At 57.9% G+C, this 17541-nt stretch carries 18 protein-coding genes; 9 read left to right on the forward strand and 9 right to left on the reverse strand.

Annotated elements, in window-relative coordinates; all coding sequences use genetic code 11:
- Window positions 1-109: 109 nt before the first annotated feature.
- Complete coding sequence (locus tag J9788_RS13125) at window positions 110-490, reverse strand: DUF454 family protein (protein WP_016928835.1); 381 nt, start codon at window positions 488-490, stop codon at window positions 110-112.
- A 134-nt stretch (window positions 491-624) separates the two neighbouring features.
- Here J9788_RS13125 and priC point away from each other — a divergent pair, with 134 nt between their 5' ends.
- Complete coding sequence (gene priC / locus J9788_RS13130; protein WP_033642112.1) at window positions 625-1161, forward strand: primosomal replication protein PriC; 537 nt, start codon at window positions 625-627, stop codon at window positions 1159-1161.
- A gap of 108 nt (window positions 1162-1269) precedes the next feature.
- Window positions 1270-1449, forward strand: coding sequence for a pleiotropic regulatory protein RsmS (gene rsmS, locus J9788_RS13135; protein ID WP_016928837.1), 180 nt, complete (start codon window positions 1270-1272; stop codon window positions 1447-1449).
- Window positions 1450-1480: 31 nt separating this feature from the next.
- Here rsmS and mscK read toward each other — a convergent pair whose 3' ends face one another.
- The 3 genes from mscK to acrR all read right to left on the reverse strand — a co-directional run bounded on the left by mscK (window position 1481) and on the right by acrR (window position 5998).
- Window positions 1481-4873, reverse strand: coding sequence for a mechanosensitive channel MscK (mscK, locus tag J9788_RS13140; protein WP_182265012.1), 3393 nt, complete (start codon window positions 4871-4873; stop codon window positions 1481-1483).
- Between the two features lie 100 nt (window positions 4874-4973).
- Entirely contained in the window at window positions 4974-5327 is a 354-nt protein-coding gene (locus tag J9788_RS13145) for a DsrE/DsrF/TusD sulfur relay family protein (RefSeq protein WP_042783805.1), read from the reverse strand.
- 11 nt (window positions 5328-5338) lie between these two features.
- Window positions 5339-5998, reverse strand: a complete 660-nt coding sequence (acrR, locus tag J9788_RS13150) for a multidrug efflux transporter transcriptional repressor AcrR (RefSeq protein ID WP_033642109.1) — start codon at window positions 5996-5998, stop codon at window positions 5339-5341.
- 142 nt (window positions 5999-6140) lie between these two features.
- Here acrR and sdeX point away from each other — a divergent pair, with 142 nt between their 5' ends.
- From sdeX to ykgO, 4 genes are all read left to right on the forward strand, one after another.
- Entirely contained in the window at window positions 6141-7328 is a 1188-nt protein-coding gene (gene sdeX, locus J9788_RS13155; protein ID WP_033642108.1) for a multidrug efflux RND transporter periplasmic adaptor subunit SdeX, read from the forward strand.
- A 17-nt stretch (window positions 7329-7345) separates the two neighbouring features.
- Window positions 7346-10492 (forward strand): multidrug efflux RND transporter permease subunit SdeY, encoded by a 3147-nt coding sequence (sdeY, locus tag J9788_RS13160; protein ID WP_015376860.1) that lies wholly within the window; start codon window positions 7346-7348, stop codon window positions 10490-10492.
- Between the two features lie 186 nt (window positions 10493-10678).
- Entirely contained in the window at window positions 10679-10933 is a 255-nt protein-coding gene (locus J9788_RS13165; RefSeq protein ID WP_004940303.1) for a type B 50S ribosomal protein L31, read from the forward strand.
- Between the two features lie 12 nt (window positions 10934-10945).
- Window positions 10946-11086 (forward strand): type B 50S ribosomal protein L36, encoded by a 141-nt coding sequence (ykgO, locus tag J9788_RS13170; protein ID WP_004940304.1) that lies wholly within the window; start codon window positions 10946-10948, stop codon window positions 11084-11086.
- Window positions 11087-11191: 105 nt separating this feature from the next.
- On the opposite strand, the gene J9788_RS13175 is transcribed toward ykgO, so the two are convergent.
- Genes J9788_RS13175 through J9788_RS13185 form a run of 3 tightly spaced genes read right to left on the reverse strand, consistent with a single transcriptional unit; the run spans window position 11192 to window position 13663 of the window.
- Window positions 11192-12070, reverse strand: coding sequence for a metal ABC transporter solute-binding protein, Zn/Mn family (locus J9788_RS13175; RefSeq protein ID WP_042783804.1), 879 nt, complete (start codon window positions 12068-12070; stop codon window positions 11192-11194).
- A gap of 25 nt (window positions 12071-12095) precedes the next feature.
- Window positions 12096-12953, reverse strand: coding sequence for a metal ABC transporter permease (locus tag J9788_RS13180; RefSeq protein ID WP_046897503.1), 858 nt, complete (start codon window positions 12951-12953; stop codon window positions 12096-12098).
- Window positions 12950-13663 carry a metal ABC transporter ATP-binding protein gene (locus J9788_RS13185; protein ID WP_046897504.1) on the reverse strand — a complete coding sequence of 238 codons (714 nt, stop codon included), beginning with the start codon at window positions 13661-13663 and terminating at the stop codon, window positions 12950-12952. Before J9788_RS13185 ends, J9788_RS13180 begins: the two co-directional genes overlap by 4 nt.
- Before the next feature lie 400 nt (window positions 13664-14063).
- On the opposite strand from J9788_RS13185, the gene J9788_RS13190 reads away from it, so the two are divergent.
- The 3 genes from J9788_RS13190 (at window position 14064) to J9788_RS13200 (ending at window position 15199) form a co-directional block, all read left to right on the forward strand.
- Entirely contained in the window at window positions 14064-14417 is a 354-nt protein-coding gene (locus J9788_RS13190; protein ID WP_046897506.1) for a hypothetical protein, read from the forward strand.
- Between the two features lie 159 nt (window positions 14418-14576).
- The gene (gene tomB / locus J9788_RS13195) at window positions 14577-14945 is read left to right on the forward strand and encodes an Hha toxicity modulator TomB (RefSeq protein WP_004940312.1); all 369 of its coding nucleotides are present in this window, start codon (window positions 14577-14579) and stop codon (window positions 14943-14945) included.
- Window positions 14946-14995: 50 nt separating this feature from the next.
- Window positions 14996-15199 carry an HHA domain-containing protein gene (locus J9788_RS13200; protein WP_004940313.1) on the forward strand — a complete coding sequence of 68 codons (204 nt, stop codon included), beginning with the start codon at window positions 14996-14998 and terminating at the stop codon, window positions 15197-15199.
- A gap of 283 nt (window positions 15200-15482) precedes the next feature.
- On the opposite strand, the gene J9788_RS13205 is transcribed toward J9788_RS13200, so the two are convergent.
- On the reverse strand, window positions 15483-16001 hold the full coding sequence (locus J9788_RS13205; RefSeq protein WP_046897507.1) for a cytochrome b: 519 nt from the start codon (window positions 15999-16001) through the stop codon (window positions 15483-15485).
- 52 nt (window positions 16002-16053) lie between these two features.
- On the reverse strand, window positions 16054-17481 hold the full coding sequence (gbpA, locus tag J9788_RS13210) for an N-acetylglucosamine-binding protein GbpA (RefSeq protein ID WP_182265013.1): 1428 nt from the start codon (window positions 17479-17481) through the stop codon (window positions 16054-16056).
- Window positions 17482-17541: the final 60 nt, after the last annotated feature.

Here is a 17541-nt window from a genome sequence, read left to right on the forward strand (position 1 = left end):
CCCGCAGCGTTGTTGACCGCACGCATTACTTACCTAAGTAAGCTCCCGGGGATGCCTGCGTTTGTCGCCTGGCTGCGGCTTGAAAGCTATTGAGGAGTTTAAGGTACAATCAGCGCTGTTTTTGTTGCGGCAGATCAATAACCGGCAGGCGCAGCATAAAGGTCAGCAAAATGGCCAACATCAGCAGCAACAGCCCGCGCACCCACCAGATTTTCACCAGCCACAGCGAACAGGCGAAGGTCAGCACGATCACCAGCACCGCTTTCCACTTCGCCCCCGGCGGCAGCGCGCGATGCTGCTGCCAATGGCGCAGATAAGGGCCAAACCAGGAACGGTACAGCAGCCAGTGATGAAAGCGCGGCGAAGAGCGGGCGAAGCACCAGGCGGCCAATAGCAGGAACGGCGTGGTCGGCAACAGCGGCAACACCACGCCCAACGTCGCCAGCACCACCGCCAACCAGCCCAAAATGATCAATAACCCACGCGTCATGCGGTTCTTCGCTCCTCAATCGGTTGCGGCTTACTGTAGCATCGGCGCCGCGCCGGCGGAATATGCATGCGGCGCTTGTTTCGCGGCGGCATCGCGGGCAAGCTTACGCCTGTTGAAATCAAGAGGGAGCTTATGTGAGCACTCAGCGTCTATTACAGGTGTTGGCACAGCAGATCGCGGCGCTGGCGGCCGAAGTCAGCCCGCGCGGCGACGCCCCGATCCCGCAGGCGCGGTTCGACGCCGCCCTGTTCGCCAACCGCGGCACGCGGCTGCGCGACTACCTGGCCGAAGTGGAGAAAAACTTCGCCCAGCTGCAAAACGCTGCTAACGACAGCCGCGCCAGCCAGGTGGCCTTTCTGGCCGAAAAACTGGTGGCTCAGATCGCCGCCCTGCAGCGCGAGCTGGCGACCCAGGCGCTGCGGCGCAAGAATCAGCCGAAGGAAGCCCCCGAGGTCGATCTTTACCACAAGCTGGCCGAGCATCAGGATTACGAACGCCGGCTGATCGCCATGATTCAAGATCGGGAAAGCCTGCTGGGGCGCCAGACCACGCTGGCGGCGCAGCAAAAGCTGCAGCACGAGCTGGCGGCCCTGGAGGGGCGGCTGATGCGCTGTCGTCAGGCGTTGGCGCGCATCGAGCGCAATATCGAGCGCAAAGAAAACGGTTTTTGAAGATTTATCACAATATTTTAATGATTATTCCCCGGTTGCGCGCCGGGTTCACTATACTCTGCCGATACCCGAGTTATTCATCCCACTAATTAAATAAGCGCAGGTGCTATGTCTCTGGAAAACGCCTCACCCGAACTGCAGCTGGCAGTAGACTTGATTTACCTGCTGGAATGCAACGAGATCGATCCGGCCACCGCGCTGGCGGCGCTGGATATCGTCAAACGGGATTATCAGGAAAAGCTGCAGCGCGCCGGCGTCACCTCTCCCTACCTGCCTGCCGGACAGTAACCGGGGACAGCGCCGCTGTCCCTTCCGCCTTTCATTGCTTATCCGCCGCCGTCTGGTCGCCGTCGTCCGGCGACAGCGTTCTTTTCACTTCCTGCACTTCATTGCCCTGCTGGTTATGCAGATACACCTCCAGCTGATTGAAGGCAATGTCGATGCCGTTTTCCCGGCACAAGCGGTCGATTGAGCGATTCAGTTCGTCCACCGTGTAGCTGCGATCGCGCAGTTCCCGCACATACAGCCGCAGTTCGTGATCCAGCGTGCTGGCGCCGAAGTTGAGGAAGAACACCTGCGGTTCGGGATCAGTCATCACCCGCGGGTTGTCGTGCGCCGCCTGCAGCAGCACCTTTTTCACCTTGTCGAGATCGGAGCCGTAGGCCACGCCGACCTTGATCAGCACGCGGGTGATGGTATCGGACAGCGACCAGTTGATCAGCCGCTCGGTGACGAACGCCTTGTTCGGAATGATCACCTCTTTGCGGTCGAAGTCGGTAATGGTGGTGGCGCGAATGCGGATCTTGCTGACCGAACCGGAGAAGGTGCCGATGGTGATGGTATCGCCGATGCGGATCGGGCGTTCGAACAGAATGATCAGCCCGGAGACGAAGTTGGCGAAGATCTCTTGCAGACCGAAGCCCAGCCCGACCGTCAGGCCGGCGGCCAGCCATTGCAGTTTGTCCCAGGATACGCCGAGCGATCCCAGCGCAACCACGGCGCCCACGGCGGTAATCAGGTAAGTGAGCACTGTGGTGATGGCATAAGACGCCCCCTGCCGCAGTTGCAGCCGCGACAGCACCACCACCTCCAGCAAACCGGGCAAGTTGCGGGTGAGCACGTAGGCGACAATCACTGCGGCGATCGCCACCATCATGTTGCCCAGCGTCACCGCCTGCGACACGCTGCTGCCCGCCACGGTGCTGGTGTAATGCCACAGCGTGATGCTATCCAGATAAGCGATGACCGTCACCAGATCCGACCAAATGGCGTAGAAAGCGCTGGCGAAGATGGCGAACAGCACCAGGGTGGTCAGGCGCAGCGACTGCTGGTTGATCTGATCGAGCGCCAGCGGCGGCTCTTCCACCACCGGTTCGCCGCCTTCGGCCCCCTCTTTCGCCACGTTTTGCCGCCGCGCCAACGCGCGCCGGTAAGCCAGACGCCGCGCCGCCACGCTCAGGCCGCGCAGCGCGGTCAGGTATACGATATTCCACAGGAAAAACAGATACAGGCTGTCTATCCAGCGGCTGGCCAGCCGCAGCGTGGTATAGAAGTAGCCGGCGAACATCAGCCCCAGCAGGATCAGCGGCGTGGCGGCCAGCGCGGTGACCACCACCAGCCGCACGGCGTGCGAGCCCTTTTCACGCCAGCTGTCGCGACACAGCGGGAATACCAGCACCGTGAGCAGCGCCAGCGTCAACATCACCACGATCTGGCCGATCACGTCTTCCACCAGACGCAGCGGCGCTTTCTCGCCCAATACCGACCAGAAGATCAACGGCTGCAGCGCCAACCCCAGCCACAGCGTCTGACGGCGGTAATGCGCGCACAAGTTGGCGCCGAAGTTGAAATGCCGCTCGGCGATGCCGCCCGGTTTCAGCATGCGATAGCTGAAGCCGAACACCAGCCACGACAGCGCCAGCTGCTGCGACAATGCCCATATAAAGTCGCTGATGCCGAAATCCGCGCGATACATCCAGAAACCGACGCCGAGCAGTAACGCGGCGCCGGGCAACACTTTCAGCAAGGTCAGCGCGATGGCCTTCGGCGTGTGCAGTTGGCCGTCGCGCTTAAGTTGCCCCACGTCGTTGGCCAGCTTTTGCAAATGGCCGTCGATCAGCCGGTAGCGCCAGCGCAATACCCCGATCGCCAACAGCATCGGGATCAGGAACACCAGCGCATTCAGCCCGCCCTGCACCAGCTTGCCGCCGTCGAATTTGAGATCGAGCCCGGCAATCTGATCGCGCACCGCCTCCGGCATCGCCTTCAGCCACGCCAGATCGACCGGCTTGTTGCTGTTGACCCAGAAGATCTGCTGGGTCAGCGTATCCTGCAGCGAACCGTAGACGCTGGTCAGCTGCTGCTGATTGATCTGCAGGTTGATCGACAGCGACAGCTGGTTGCTGAGCTGCTTGTTCAGCTGATCCAGCAGTTCGCGGCGCATATCGACGATCTCGTTTAACGCGTCGATCACCTCCGGGCCGGCCTTTTCCTTGCTTTCGGCCACCAGTTGGTTGATGTAATCCTCTCCCTTGAACAGATCGTCGCGTTGCTGATTGATATCGAACTGCTCCAGCCGCAAATCGGCGATGCGCGTGTCCATATCCGCCAACAGCGTGCCCTGCGGCAGGCTCTGCTGCTGCTGATACAGGATGCGCGACAGCACCAGGCTGCCCTTCAGCACCTGGATCTGTTCTTTAAGGTTACGCTCCGCCTGCAGCCCGCGGTCGAGCCAGTTTTTGACCCGAATGTTCTGCTGGAACAGGGTGTTGCTCTCTTCGGTGGCGGCGATCAGCCGCTGGCTCAGCTGGCGGTTGACGTCCAGTTGCTTGCTGACCAGCTGATCGTGCTGAATATCGGTGGCGTCTTCCGGGTTCTGCGCCTCTTTGGCGGTCTTTTCAGACAGCGTCAAACGTTTGCTGTTGACGATCTCCTGCAGCAACTGCACCGAGCGATCCAGCGCGTCGATATGCGCCGTGGTGTAATCACGCTGTTTTTGCAGCAGATCCTGCAGCGTGGTATTGGCTTCCAGACTTTTGCGCTGCAGCTCCAGCTGCGCGTTGAGCAACGCCTGCTCGGTGGTCAGCATCACCTGCTGGCTGCTGCGCAGCGAATCTTGCCCCGGCGTCTGGCCGCTGAGCTGGCTGCGGATCTCCTGCAGGCGCTGCGAAGCGGCGTACATGGTGCTTTGTACTCGTTCAGGCTGGGTTTGCAGCGACACCAGTTGGCTGTTGTAAGTAGAGAGGCTCTCCTGCGCGCTTTGCAGCTCGTCGAGCGTTTGATACAGCCGGCTTTCCAATTGGCGCAGCGACAGCGGCAACAGCGCGGCGCGCGCCGCCGCGCTGTCCGTCGGCCGCTTCAGCGCATCCAGTTCGGCGGTAACCTGATTGAGCTTCGCCGGCGCCTGCTGCACCTGCTGTTTAAGCTGCGCGGCGTCCTGCCGATTGCGCTCGATGGCGTCCAGCAGCTCCAGCGTGCGGGTTAAATCCTGTTGGGACAGCTTTTCGACCGGCGTCAGGGCTTTTTGCTTGTTCAGCGCTTCCAGCTGGCTTTGCACTTCGCTGCGCTGCGGCAAATCGCCGTTCAGCGCCGCCTGCACCGGCAAGCTCAGCGCGCAAATCAGGAAAAGGAGTGTCGCGGCGGCGATGCGCCGCCGGCATGCGCCGACAAACGAGCGCGGCGTCAGAGAGGGCAGAGTCAACCAGCGATGCATGATTTAGCTTCGGATCGGTTAAGAAGCCTGAAGATTATCACGATCGCCGGCGGGCAACGAACAACAAAAACGTTGCCGGTGATGTCCCGTTGTCGCGAAATCAGAAAGTGAGCACTTTCTCCGCCGCCAGCGTCCACTGCGCCAGTTCGACCAGCGTGCCGATCTCCACGCCGTCCGCCAGCGGCAAGCGGCTAACGCCGCGCGCGTCGGCGCAGGTCTTGCACAGCTTGACCGGCACCTGCTGCGCGGTGAGGATCTCCAGCATCTGCTGCAGATGGTATCCTTCGTGCGGCTGCTGTCCTGCCAACCCGGCCACCACCGCGTCGGACATCAGAAACAGCCGCAGATCGAGACTGCTTTGCTGCTCTTTCAGCGCGATGGCCAAGCGCAGCGCATTGAACAAGGATTCATGGCCATAGGCGGCGCCGTTGGCGATGAGAACAACTGATGACATGAAATCTCTCCTTATAAAGGAAGGCGGTCGACGTCGGGGTTGAGGCGCAAGGTGGGGCAAAACTGCAGCATCTCCAAAAACGCATCGACCAGCGCTTCGGCTTCGGCCCGCAGATCGAAACTTTCCGGCATAAACAGCCAGTTTTCCATCAGGCCGGTGATATAACCGCGCAGGATGATCGCCGCACGGCGGGTATGCAAATCGGCGGGCAATTGCTCGTGGTGAATGCAGTTATACAGCACCGCTTCGATGCGTTCGTAGCCGGCGAGGTACAACACCTTGCGCGAATCCAGCAGCGGCATCATTTCACCGACAAACTCGCATTTGTGGAATATAATCTCCATCAACGCCCGCCTGCGGCCGTCTTCAACCGTAGACGTCAGAATGTAAATCAGAATTTCCCGGATAACCCGCAGTGGATTATCGGGAAACTTTGCCTGATACTCTGTTTCGAGCTGGTCAATTTTCGGCTCGGTAGATTCCCAAACTTCATTAAACAGGTCTACCTTATTCTTGAAGTGCCAGTAAATGGCTCCACGCGTAACCCCGGCAGCGGTGGCAATATCTGTCAGTGACGTTGCAGCAACGCCACGTTCAGAGAACTCTCTCACCGCAGCATCGAGGATTTGCTGTCGGGTTTCTTGCGCCTGCTGTTTGGTTTTTCGTGCCATGGCATTGTTATTTAGGGGGAGTGTGATTTACATACATTCGCGAATGTATGTACCATAGCACGCACATATAATTAACGCAGCAATGGGTTTTAAAGCTTGTGATCCATTGATCATTTTGAAATCGGACACTTGAGGTTTTTCTATGAACAAAAACAGAGGGTTAACGCCTCTGGCGGCCGTTCTGATGCTTTCAGGCAGCTTAGTGCTAACAGGATGTAACGATAAAGAAACCCAACAGCAAGGCGCCCAACAGCAGGCTCCTGAAGTGGGCGTAGTCACTTTGAAGGCCGAGCCTCTCAATATCACTACCGATCTTCCTGGCCGCACCGCTGCGTATCGCATCGCCGAAGTTCGCCCTCAGGTCAGCGGCATCATCCTGAAGCGTAACTTCGTTGAAGGCAGCGATATCAAGGCCGGGACGTCTCTGTACCAAATCGATCCCGCGACCTATCAGGCCAGCTACGACAGCGCGAAAGGCGATTTGGCCAAAGCGCAGGCCAGCGCTTCCATCGCGCGCGTGACGGTAAACCGCTACAAACCATTGCTGGGCACCAGCTACATCAGCAAGCAGGACTATGACAACGCCGTGTCCACGCTGCAGCAAGCGGATGCCGCCGTGGTGGCCGCCAAGGCCGCCGTGGAAACCGCGCGCATCAACCTGGCGTACACCAAGGTGACCTCTCCGATCTCCGGCCGCATCGGCAAATCCGCCGTGACCGAAGGCGCGCTGGTCAGCAACGGCCAGGCAACCGCCCTGTCCACCGTGCAGCAGCTGGATCCGATGTATGTCGACGTCACCCAGTCGAGCACCGACTTCCTGCGCCTGAAGCAAGAACTGGCCAGCGGCGCGCTGAAGCAGGAAAACGGCAAGGCCAAAGTGAAACTGATGCTGGAAAACGGCACCGAATACGCGCAGGAAGGCACGCTGGAGTTCTCCGACGTCACCGTCGATGAGACCACCGGCTCCATCACCATTCGCGCCCTGTTCCCTAACCCGAACGATACGCTGTTGCCTGGCATGTTCGTGCGCGCCCGTCTGGACGAAGGCGTACGCAGCGATGCGTTGCTGGTGCCTCAACAGGGCGTCACCCGCAACCCGCGCGGCGACGCGACGGCGTTGGTGGTAGGGGCAGACAACAAAGTTGAGCTGCGCACGCTGAAGGCGGACCAGGCGATTGGCGACAAATGGCTGGTTACCGATGGCCTGAAAGCCGGCGATCGCGTCATCGTCACCGGCCTGATGAAAGTGCATCCGGGCGCGCAGGTAAAAGTGCAGGAAGTTGACACTCAGGCGCAAAAACAGCCGCAGTCTGAAGCGCAGAAGTCATAAAAAGGAGCCTGTAATACATGGCTAAGTTCTTTATAGACCGCCCAATTTTCGCCTGGGTAATCGCCATCATCGTCATGTTGGCGGGGGTGCTTGCAATAATGAAACTGCCAATCGCGCAGTATCCCACTATTGCACCGCCGGCGGTGAGTATTTCCGCCAACTACCCGGGCGCAGATGCCAAAACGGTGCAGGATACCGTCACACAGATTATCGAACAGAACATGAACGGTATCGATAACCTGATGTACATGTCCTCCACTAGTGATTCCTCTGGTAGCGTCACCATTACCCTGACGTTTGAGTCCGGCACCGATCCTGACATCGCGCAGGTTCAGGTCCAGAACAAACTGTCGTTGGCCACCCCGCTGCTGCCGCAAGAAGTTCAGCAGCAGGGCCTGAAAGTAGAAAAATCCAGCAGCAGCTTCCTGATGGTGGCCGGCTTCGTTTCCGACGATCCGAACATGACTCAGGACGATATTGCGGACTACGTGGCGTCCAACATCAAGGACCCGATCAGCCGTTCGTCCGGCGTGGGTGAAGTGCAGCTGTTCGGTGCCCAGTACGCGATGCGCATCTGGCTGGATCCGAACAAGCTGAACAACTACCAGCTGACGACCACGGACGTGACCTCCGCCATCACCGAGCAGAACAACCAGATCGCCGCAGGCCAGCTGGGCGGCCTGCCGCCGGTGCCGGGGCAGCAGTTGAACGCCTCGATCATCGCGCAGACCCGTCTGACTTCGCCGGAAGAGTTCGGCAAGATCCTGCTGAAGGTCAATACCGACGGTTCACAGGTGCGCCTGCGCGACGTCGCTCACATCGAGCGCGGCGCGGAAAGCTATGCCGTTACCGCGCGTTATAACGGCAAGCCTGCCGCCGGCCTCGGTATCAAACTGGCGACCGGCGCCAACGCCTTGAACACCGCCAAAGGTGTGAAAGACGAGCTGGCCAAGATGGCGCCATTCTTCCCGCAAGGGATGAAAGTGGTTTATCCGTACGACACCACCCCATTCGTTAAGATCTCCATCAACGAAGTGGTGAAAACGCTGATCGAAGCCATCATCCTGGTGTTCCTGGTGATGTATCTGTTCCTGCAGAACTTCCGCGCGACGCTGATCCCAACCATCGCGGTGCCGGTGGTGTTGCTGGGGACCTTTGCGATACTCGCGGCGTTCGGCTTCTCGATAAACACCCTGACGATGTTCGGCATGGTGTTGGCGATCGGCCTGCTGGTGGATGACGCCATCGTGGTGGTGGAAAACGTCGAGCGCGTCATGTCCGAAGAGGGACTGCCGCCGAAAGAAGCTACCCGTAAATCGATGGGCCAGATCCAGGGCGCGCTGGTGGGTATCGCCATGGTGCTGTCGGCGGTATTCGTGCCGATGGCGTTCTTCGGCGGTTCAACCGGCGCCATCTATCGTCAGTTCTCGATCACCATCGTGTCCGCGATGGCGCTGTCGGTGCTGGTGGCCTTGATCCTGACGCCGGCGCTGTGCGCCACCATGCTCAAACCGATCCCGAAAGGCGATCACGGGGTTAAAACGGGCTTCTTCGGCTGGTTTAACCGCATGTTCGAGAAGAGCACGCATCACTATACCGACAGCGTGGGCAACATCCTGCGCAGCACCGGCCGCTACCTGATCATCTACCTGCTGATCGTGGTTGGCATGGGCCTGCTGTTCCTGCGCCTGCCCTCTTCGTTCCTGCCGGACGAAGATCAGGGCATCCTCTTGACCATGGTGCAGTTGCCTGCCGGCGCCACCGAATCCCGTACCAACAAGGTGTTGGAAGAAGTCTCCGACTACTTCCTGAACAAGGAAAAGGACAACGTGGTTTCGGTGTTTACCGTCGCGGGCTTCGGCTTCAACGGTAACGGCCAGAACAACGGCCTGGCATTCGTCAGCCTGAAAGACTGGGGCGAGCGTCCAGGGGCCGGGAACAAGGTAGAAGCGATCGCGGGTCGCGCCATGGGCGCCTTCTCGCAGATTAAAGAAGGCCTGGTGTTCCCGTTCAACCTGCCGGCGATCATCGAACTCGGTACCGCAACCGGCTTCGACTTCGAGCTGATTGACCAGGGCGGCCTGGGGCACGAAAAACTGACCGAAGCGCGTAACCAGCTGTTGGGCATGGTTGCTCAGCATCCGGACGTGCTGGTGGGCGTGCGCCCGAACGGCCTGGAAGATACGCCGCAGTTCAAACTGATCGTCGATCAGGAAAAAGCCAAGGCGCTGGGCGTGAGCATCACCACCATCAACAGCACGCTGAGCACCGCACTGGGTGGTTCGTACGTCAACGACTTCATCGACCGCGGTCGTGTGAAGAAGGTGTACGTACAGGCCGAAGCGCCGTTCCGCATGCTGCCGGAAGACATCAACAAGTGGTACGTGCGCGGTACCAGCGGCCAGATGGTGCCATTCTCCGCCTTCTCTTCGGCGAAATGGGAATACGGCTCACCGCGTCTGGAACGCTATAACGGCTTGCCGTCGATGGAAATTCTGGGCCAGGCCGCACCGGGCAAGAGTACCGGTGAAGCGATGAACCTGATGGAACAGCTGGCGTCCAAACTGCCAAGCGGCATCGGTTACGACTGGACCGGCATGTCCTATCAGGAACGTCTGTCGGGCAACCAGGCGCCGGCGCTGTACGCCATCTCGATTCTGGTGGTGTTCCTGTGTCTGGCGGCGCTGTATGAAAGCTGGTCCGTGCCGTTCTCGGTCATGCTGGTATTGCCGCTGGGGGTTATCGGTGCGTTGTTGGCCGCGACGATGCGCGGCATGAACAACGACGTGTACTTCCAGGTGGGGCTGTTGACCACCATCGGTCTATCGGCGAAGAACGCCATCCTGATCGTGGAATTCGCCAAGGATCTGATGGAGAAAGAAGGCAAAGGTCTGATCGAAGCGACGTTGGAAGCGGTGCGTATGCGTCTGCGTCCAATCCTGATGACGTCCCTGGCCTTCATCCTCGGGGTTCTGCCGCTGGTTATCAGCAGCGGCGCAGGCTCCGGCGCACAGAACGCGGTAGGTACCGGCGTAATGGGCGGGATGATCACCGCGACCGTATTGGCGATCTTCTTCGTACCGGTGTTCTTCGTGGTGGTTCGCCGCCGCTTCAGCAAGAAGAACGAAGACCTGGAACACAGCCACCCGGTAGAGCATCACTGATCGTTCAGTGAAGGGATCTCTACCCGATAATCGAAAAGGCCGCGCATGCGGCCTTTTTCTTTTGCTTCAGTTGCTTAATGCAAATCGTTCTCATTAATTCACTCGTGTGTGCAATTTACGCTTGATCGTGATGCCCGGTCGGCGCATAATTAATGTTATAGTATAACATCACATGAGAGAGCCATTATGAAACCCGGCATCCATCCCGATTATCGCACCGTGGTGTTCCACGACGTCAGCGCTAACGCCTACTTCAAAGTGGGATCGACCATCAAAACCGATCGCACCATCGAGCTGGACGGCGAAAGCTGGCCGTATGTCACCCTCGACGTCTCTTCCGCTTCGCATCCGTATTACACCGGCAAGCAGAAAGACTATTCCAAAGAAGGCAGCACGGCGCGCTTCCAGCAGCGCTTTGGCCGCTTTATCGGCAATAAGTAACAAGGAACCCCCATGCAGGTATTGAGTTCATTGCGTTCGGCGAAAAATCGCCACCCGGATTGCAAAGTCGTGCGTCGTCGTGGCCGCATCTATGTGATCTGTAAAAGCAATCCGCGATTCAAAGCGGTACAGGGACGTAAGAAAAAGCGTTAACTCCAAAGTGTCATCTGTCGCAAAGCCCCGTTGCTGCTCAACGGGGCTTTTTTTATGGCGAGAAAGTGCCTGCAAGTTGCCCCCGCCGGCAAGCGGGGGCGGAGATTACTTCATGCTGCTCAGCAGCGCGTCGACATTGTGCTTGAACGCCTGCTCATAGGTTGCCGCCGGGCCGCCCACGCGCGAGAGCGCTTCCGGGTACAGCTCGCCGCCCGCCTTGGCGCCGGTGGCGGCGGCAATCTGTTTCACCAGCCGCGGATCGGTCTGGTTTTCGATAAAGTAAGCGTTAACTTTTTCCTGTTTGATTTGCTTGATCAGGCCGGCCACATCGCTGGCGCTGGCTTCGGCCTCGGTGGAAAATCCGACCGGCGCAAGGAAGGTGACGCCATACTCTTGCCCAAAGTAACCAAAGGCATCATGGCTGGTGAGTACCTTACGTTTCTGCGGCGGCACTGCGGCGAACTGGGTTTTGGCCCACAGGTCCAGCTTTTGCAACTGCTGAATGTATTCGGCGCCGCGCTGACGAAAATAGTTGGCATCCTCGGGATCGGCGGCGATCAGGGCGTTCATCACGTTGGTGGCGTACTGCACGCCGTTTTTCATGCTGTTCCAGGCGTGGGGATCGGTAATCGGTTTGCCGTCCTCCTCCATTTGGCGGGTGTTGATGCCCTGTGACGCGGTAATCACCTGTCCTTTATAACCCGAAGCGCTGACCAGGCGATCGATCCACCCTTCCAGCCCCAGGCCGCTGACGAACACCACGTCGGCCTGCGCCAACGTCTTGCCGTCCTGCGGTGAAGGCTCGAAGCTGTGCGGATCGCCATCCGGCCCCACCAGCGTGCTGACCTTGACGTGATCGCCCCCCACCTGTTTAACGATATCTCCCAGAATGGAAAAGCTGGCGACGGCGTCGACGGTCTTCGCCATCGCCAATGGGCTGGCTAGCAGAGCAGCGACCGCCAGCGATATAGGTAAACGTTTCATATTTTCTCCTTGCAAATGGCACTTCTCAACGGCGCGCAAAGGCGTAAATGCCCCCACGCGTTCCAAACAGGATCGAGACAAAGAAGATGACGCTGGCGCTGAGCACGATCGCCGGGCCGGCAGGCAGCGAAGCGTAGTAGGACCACACCAGCCCAATCAGGCTGGACAGCGCGCCGATACCCATCGCCACCGCCAGCGTCTGCGGCAGATTGCGCGCCCAGAAGCGTGCGCTGGCGGCGGGCAGCATCATCAGCCCAACCGACATCAGGGTGCCGAGGATCTGGAACCCCGCCACCAGATTGACCACCACCAGCGCCAAAAACAGGCCGTGGATCAGCGCCAACCGGCGCGGCGCGTTAACGCGCAGGAAAGTGACGTCGAAGGACTCGATCACCAACGCGCGGTACAGCGCCGCCAGCGCCAGCAGCGACACCGTGGCGATGGCACCGACCATCAGCATCGCCTGCGCATCCACCGCCAGAATCGAACCGAACAGCACGTGCAGCAGATCCACGCTGGAACCGCGCAGCGAGACCAACGTGACCCCGAGCGCCAGCGACCCCAGATAGAATCCGGCGAAGCTGGCGTCCTCTTTCAGCGGCGTGCGGCGGCTCACCAGGCCGGACAACATCGCCACCGCCAGCCCGGCGATAAAGCCGCCCACGCCCATGGCCACCAGCGACATGCCGGAAATCAGATAACCGATTGCCGCACCGGGCAACACCGCGTGGGACAACGCATCCCCCACCAGGCTCATGCGGCGCAGCAACAGAAACACCCCCAGCGGGGCGGCGCTGAGCGACAGCGCCAGACACGCCATCAATGCGCGACGCATAAAACCGAAAGAGAGAAAAGGGTCGACAAGCCCATGCAACAGCATCATGGCGCCACCACCCGCAGGCCCGACTGCCGTTCGGCGGCGAGATACCGCGGCACCTGTTCCAGCACGCGCTCGGCCGCGCCCCAATGACACGCCTGCGGGGTCAGCAACAGCACCTGCGGAAAATGCTCGGCGACCATCGACATATCATGCAGGACGGCGATCACCGTTCTCCCCTGCTGGTGCAGCTGCGCGATCGCCTGCAGCAGGATCTGCGTAGTGGCGCTGTCGATGCCGGTGAAGGGTTCATCCAGCAGGATCAACGGCGCCTGTTGGACCAGCAGGCGCGCAAACAGCACCCGCTGCAGCTGGCCGCCGGAGAGCTCGCCCACCGGACTGTGCGCCAGCGCGCTCATGCCGACGCTCGCCAGCGCCCCATTAACCTGGCTCGCCGCACGCTGGTTCATACCGCCGAACATGCCGCTTTGCGGCCAACATCCCATCGCCACCAGATCGCTCACCGCGATCGGGAATTGCCGATCCAGCTCCGCCTGCTGCGGTAAATAAGCCTTGCGCGGCGGCTTTTCACCGCTAAAGTCCAGGCGACCCGCCAAGGGCGGCAACAAACCGGCGAGCGTTTTCAGCAACGTCGATTTCCCTGCCCCGTTAACGCCCACCACCGCGGTTAACGAACCGGCGCTAAACTGCCCGCTCAGCGGCGGGAAAAGCGGCGTGGCGCCATAGCCTATTGCCAGCTGACGTAATAAAATCATGGCAGTGACACCGCCCAAAAAATGCCGAGCCACAGCAGAGCCAGCAAAACGATGGCGCCCGCGCAGCGCACGGCCGCGGAGGTGGTGAACAACGAATTCAGTGACGACGCGGCGTCATTTTGCGAAGTGGGAATCAAGGGAATAACCAAAGCAGCAGATTTATAGTTATAATATAACATCACAACAAGTGGCATGTCTCAAGCGTTGCCGGACTCATTAATGCAACGGAACGTAACAGCGCGTCGCGCACTCCCCTCTCGCCACCCTTATCAAACTCAGGGATATTCCCGTTCGGGCAAATGTTGGCGGAAGGTAAAAAACAGCGGTAAATCGAAAAATTTACCGGCGCGAGTGGAAAAGGAGTAAGATAAGCAGATAACATTGCTGTTGGCCGAGATTAATGCTTGTTACCCTTGCCTGTAACCTGGACGTCAACGCACTTTCTGTTAAAAAATTAAAGAAAGTGATTAATGACAATATTGCGGAGTTAGTGCCCGCACTGACCAGCGGACTCAGTTTTTATTCTGAAAGCGCACGCTATGCCGAAGATTCATTAGAAATACTTGATATAGTGCGACAAGGTGACAGCGATTATTCAATGAGTTATCGCTATAAGTGGGGCATTTTTAATGCTTGCCTGGATATCAACAGCGAAGATACGCTCAGCGATAGCGTCCGGTTCCGTGTGGCGCAACGGGGTTTAATCTTCGACATCATTGATAACTCACGCCCATCAACCGCGGATGAATTGTAAGTTTACGTAATAACTGCAGGCCAAACGCGAAAAAATGATTTATATTCATTTTACGGGGAGTTTATTTAACCACCGTTAAGCTGCCTCCGTTCATGATGTAAATCAGCTTACTCACATAGTGTTATCAACACCGCCATTAAGACTTACGGAGGGGATGATATGGATGAGTATTCGCCTAAGCGACACGACATTGCTCAACTCAAATTCTTGTGCGAAAATTTGTATGATGAAGGTATCGCCACCCTGGGAGACAGCCACCACGGGTGGGTCAACGATCCGACATCCTCCGTCAACCTGCAGCTTAATGAGTTGATCGAACATATCGCTTCGTTTGTGATGAGTTATAAAATTAAATACATGGACGAATCTGATTTGTCGGAGTTAGTCGAGGAATATCTCGACGATACCTATACGCTGTTCAGCAGCTACGGTATCAATGATTCCGACCTGCGCCGCTGGCAAAAAACCAAGGCGAGATTATTCAGAATGTTCTCAGGAGAGGACATCTGTACGACAATGAAAACTTAGGGGATAATTATTCCCGAGCTATTTTACGGTTATTAAACTAAAAGGCCACCATGACTAAAACCGACTATCTGATGCGTTTACGTAAATGCACCACGATTGATACTCTCGAACGTGTTATTGAAAAAAATAAGTACGAGCTTTCCGATGATGAACTGGAGCTGTTTTACTCAGCCGCCGATCATCGTTTGGCGGAGCTGACCATGAACAAGCTGTATGACAAAATCCCCACCTCCGTTTGGAAATATGTCAGATAATCAGCCCCCAACGCGTTGAGCCGATGCTTTTATCGGCTTCAATGTTCAAGTTGAATACGTCATTTTCCTATTGACAACGAAATGTTAATTACGCTCATCTTTACCGTTAATAATAAATAGCAACAATTCTCGGTTAATGCCCGGGGGGATTACGCCTTAACGCTATTCACGCGTGAAGACGCTCGCCTCACATTGCCCGTACGGTGCAAATCGCCGCGAATAACCCCTGAGGCCATCGCTGCCACGCCGCCGCGCCGGGCGGCGTGATCCATCACCGCCAGGCTCAGAGCATACGGCGCAAAATCGCCCGCCGGGCGAAACAGTGATGCTTAATCACCGCCGCGATGTGCAGCACAATCATGGCCGACAGCGCGATGCATGAATAACGGTGCACGGCGAAAAAGAAACGATTAACCTCAAGATTCGCAATCGGACGGGGAAAATCGATCGCGCCGAAAACGGCAAAACCGTGCTCCAGCATGAAAAATCCGCTCAGCAACACCGCGAAAATCAGCAGGTAGAATATTTCGTGCAGCAAATGCACCAATCCCTTCTCGCGCCCTTGCAACATATCGCCATAAGGCACTTTAGGCCGGAAAAAACGCCAGATAAAGCGCGCCGCCATCAGCGGTGTCAGCACCAAGGCCAACGACATATTGGTCACGGAGAAAAAGGCGAAGATGCGCGCATCCGTCATAAAATGCAGTGAATAACCCACGATCATGACGTAGAGCATCACGGCAGCAATGCCCCAATGCAGTAACCGACTGAAAAGATCGTAACGGGCAGGTTCGTGTGACATAAAGCTCCTTTAAAAGCGGCCATCATTGGCCGCTTGACTATCCGATTCGCACTTACTTTTTCACGACCCAGGCGTCCTGCCAGTTGGCTCCCACGCCCGGCTCAAACTGAGTCGCGCCGCTGTTCCACTGCATGCAGTAACCGCTGTAAGGGAAAGGTTTGCACTGATAAACCTTGCCGTCTTTCGGTTGCAGCACCGTGGTGCCAGCGGTGTATTTACTCAGCGCGTTCGGGAAGACGAAGTTGTAGTCGCCATTGCCGCCACCGCCGGTGGATTCAGCTTCCAGATTGAAGTTTTCGATATCCGGCTGAATGCTCTGCCCATTGTCGTTGCTGGCGATCACTTTCAGCATGTGGTGGCCCTCGCTGACGTTGTTCAGCGCGATGGTCAGCGGCTGGCTGGCGTCTTCCAGCGTCTCTTTCACGTAGCCTTTTTCCGTCTGGCCGTGATCGTAAACGCGCGCTTCAACGGTCAATTTGCCTTTAACCTCGGCATTGAAGGTCAGCTGAGCTTTACCGTCCTTGATCTTGGTGCTGGACAGGTTGCCGATGCGGATCTCTTCGGTGATAGCCGGCGTTTCTTCCTCATAGGAGATCACCACGCTCTTCATCGTGCTGCCTTGTTTGGCGAAGACCGCATTATTGCCAAACACCGGATTGACGTTGCCTTTACCGTCTTTCACCCCGGCACGCACCGCTTTCTGTTCGGCGTTGATCTTGCTGGCCAGCGCGTGGCTCCAGCGGTTTTTGTCGGTCAGCGCCTCACTGTCGATCGCCAGCTCGGTTTTCATCGTCAGCACTTCACCGTCCGCATCGAAGAAGCGGGCGATCACCTTGTCGCCAACCTGCAGGTTTTTGCCGGTGAGAGAGCCTTGCAGCTGCTTGCGCCATTCGGACACGACGCCGTCGTCCTCAAAGTTGACGTCAACCACCTGATAGAAGCTGTTCACCGTGTCATTGATTTCCCACACGCCATAAATCACCTGATAGCCGGTTCTCTCCGGCACCACGCACTGGTGCACTTCGCGATCTTTTGGCGCCTGAGCATGGCCATCGACTTCACAGAACGGCTCTTTTTCGAAAGCCTCGCGCGACAGCGGCTTATTCACGTCCCAGTCTTGTTTGGTGATGTAATAACGCCAGTTATTGGTTTTGTGCTTGGCGGTGTGGTACCAGGTGAACGTCTGCGGTCCCGGCTTCATGGTGTTCAACGCCCAGACGTTGACGCCCTGACGATCCAGCGGCTCGAAACCGCCCACCCCGCCGCTGGCCAGCTGGCCGTCGCGCGGCGTCGCGCCGCCAGGGAAGCCGGAAACCTGCTCGACGCTCTGCGGTTCCCACTGCGCTCGGCCGCAGTCGGTGTTGCTGCCCAGCTTGCACTTGTAGGCGCGGCTCTCGGGCACTTCGATATAACCGTGCGACCAGGCGGCCGAGGAGGCAGTGAGCGCTGCCATCATCAGGGCGATTTTGGATAATTTCATTACGACTCCAGTTAAATTTATTGGATTCCAACTGAGTGAGAAGAAACTCAAAGAGATGCG

Origin of the sequence: Serratia sp. X10, assembly GCF_017811775.1 — a bacterium.
GTDB classification, from domain to species: Bacteria; Pseudomonadota; Gammaproteobacteria; order Enterobacterales; family Enterobacteriaceae; genus Serratia; species Serratia ureilytica.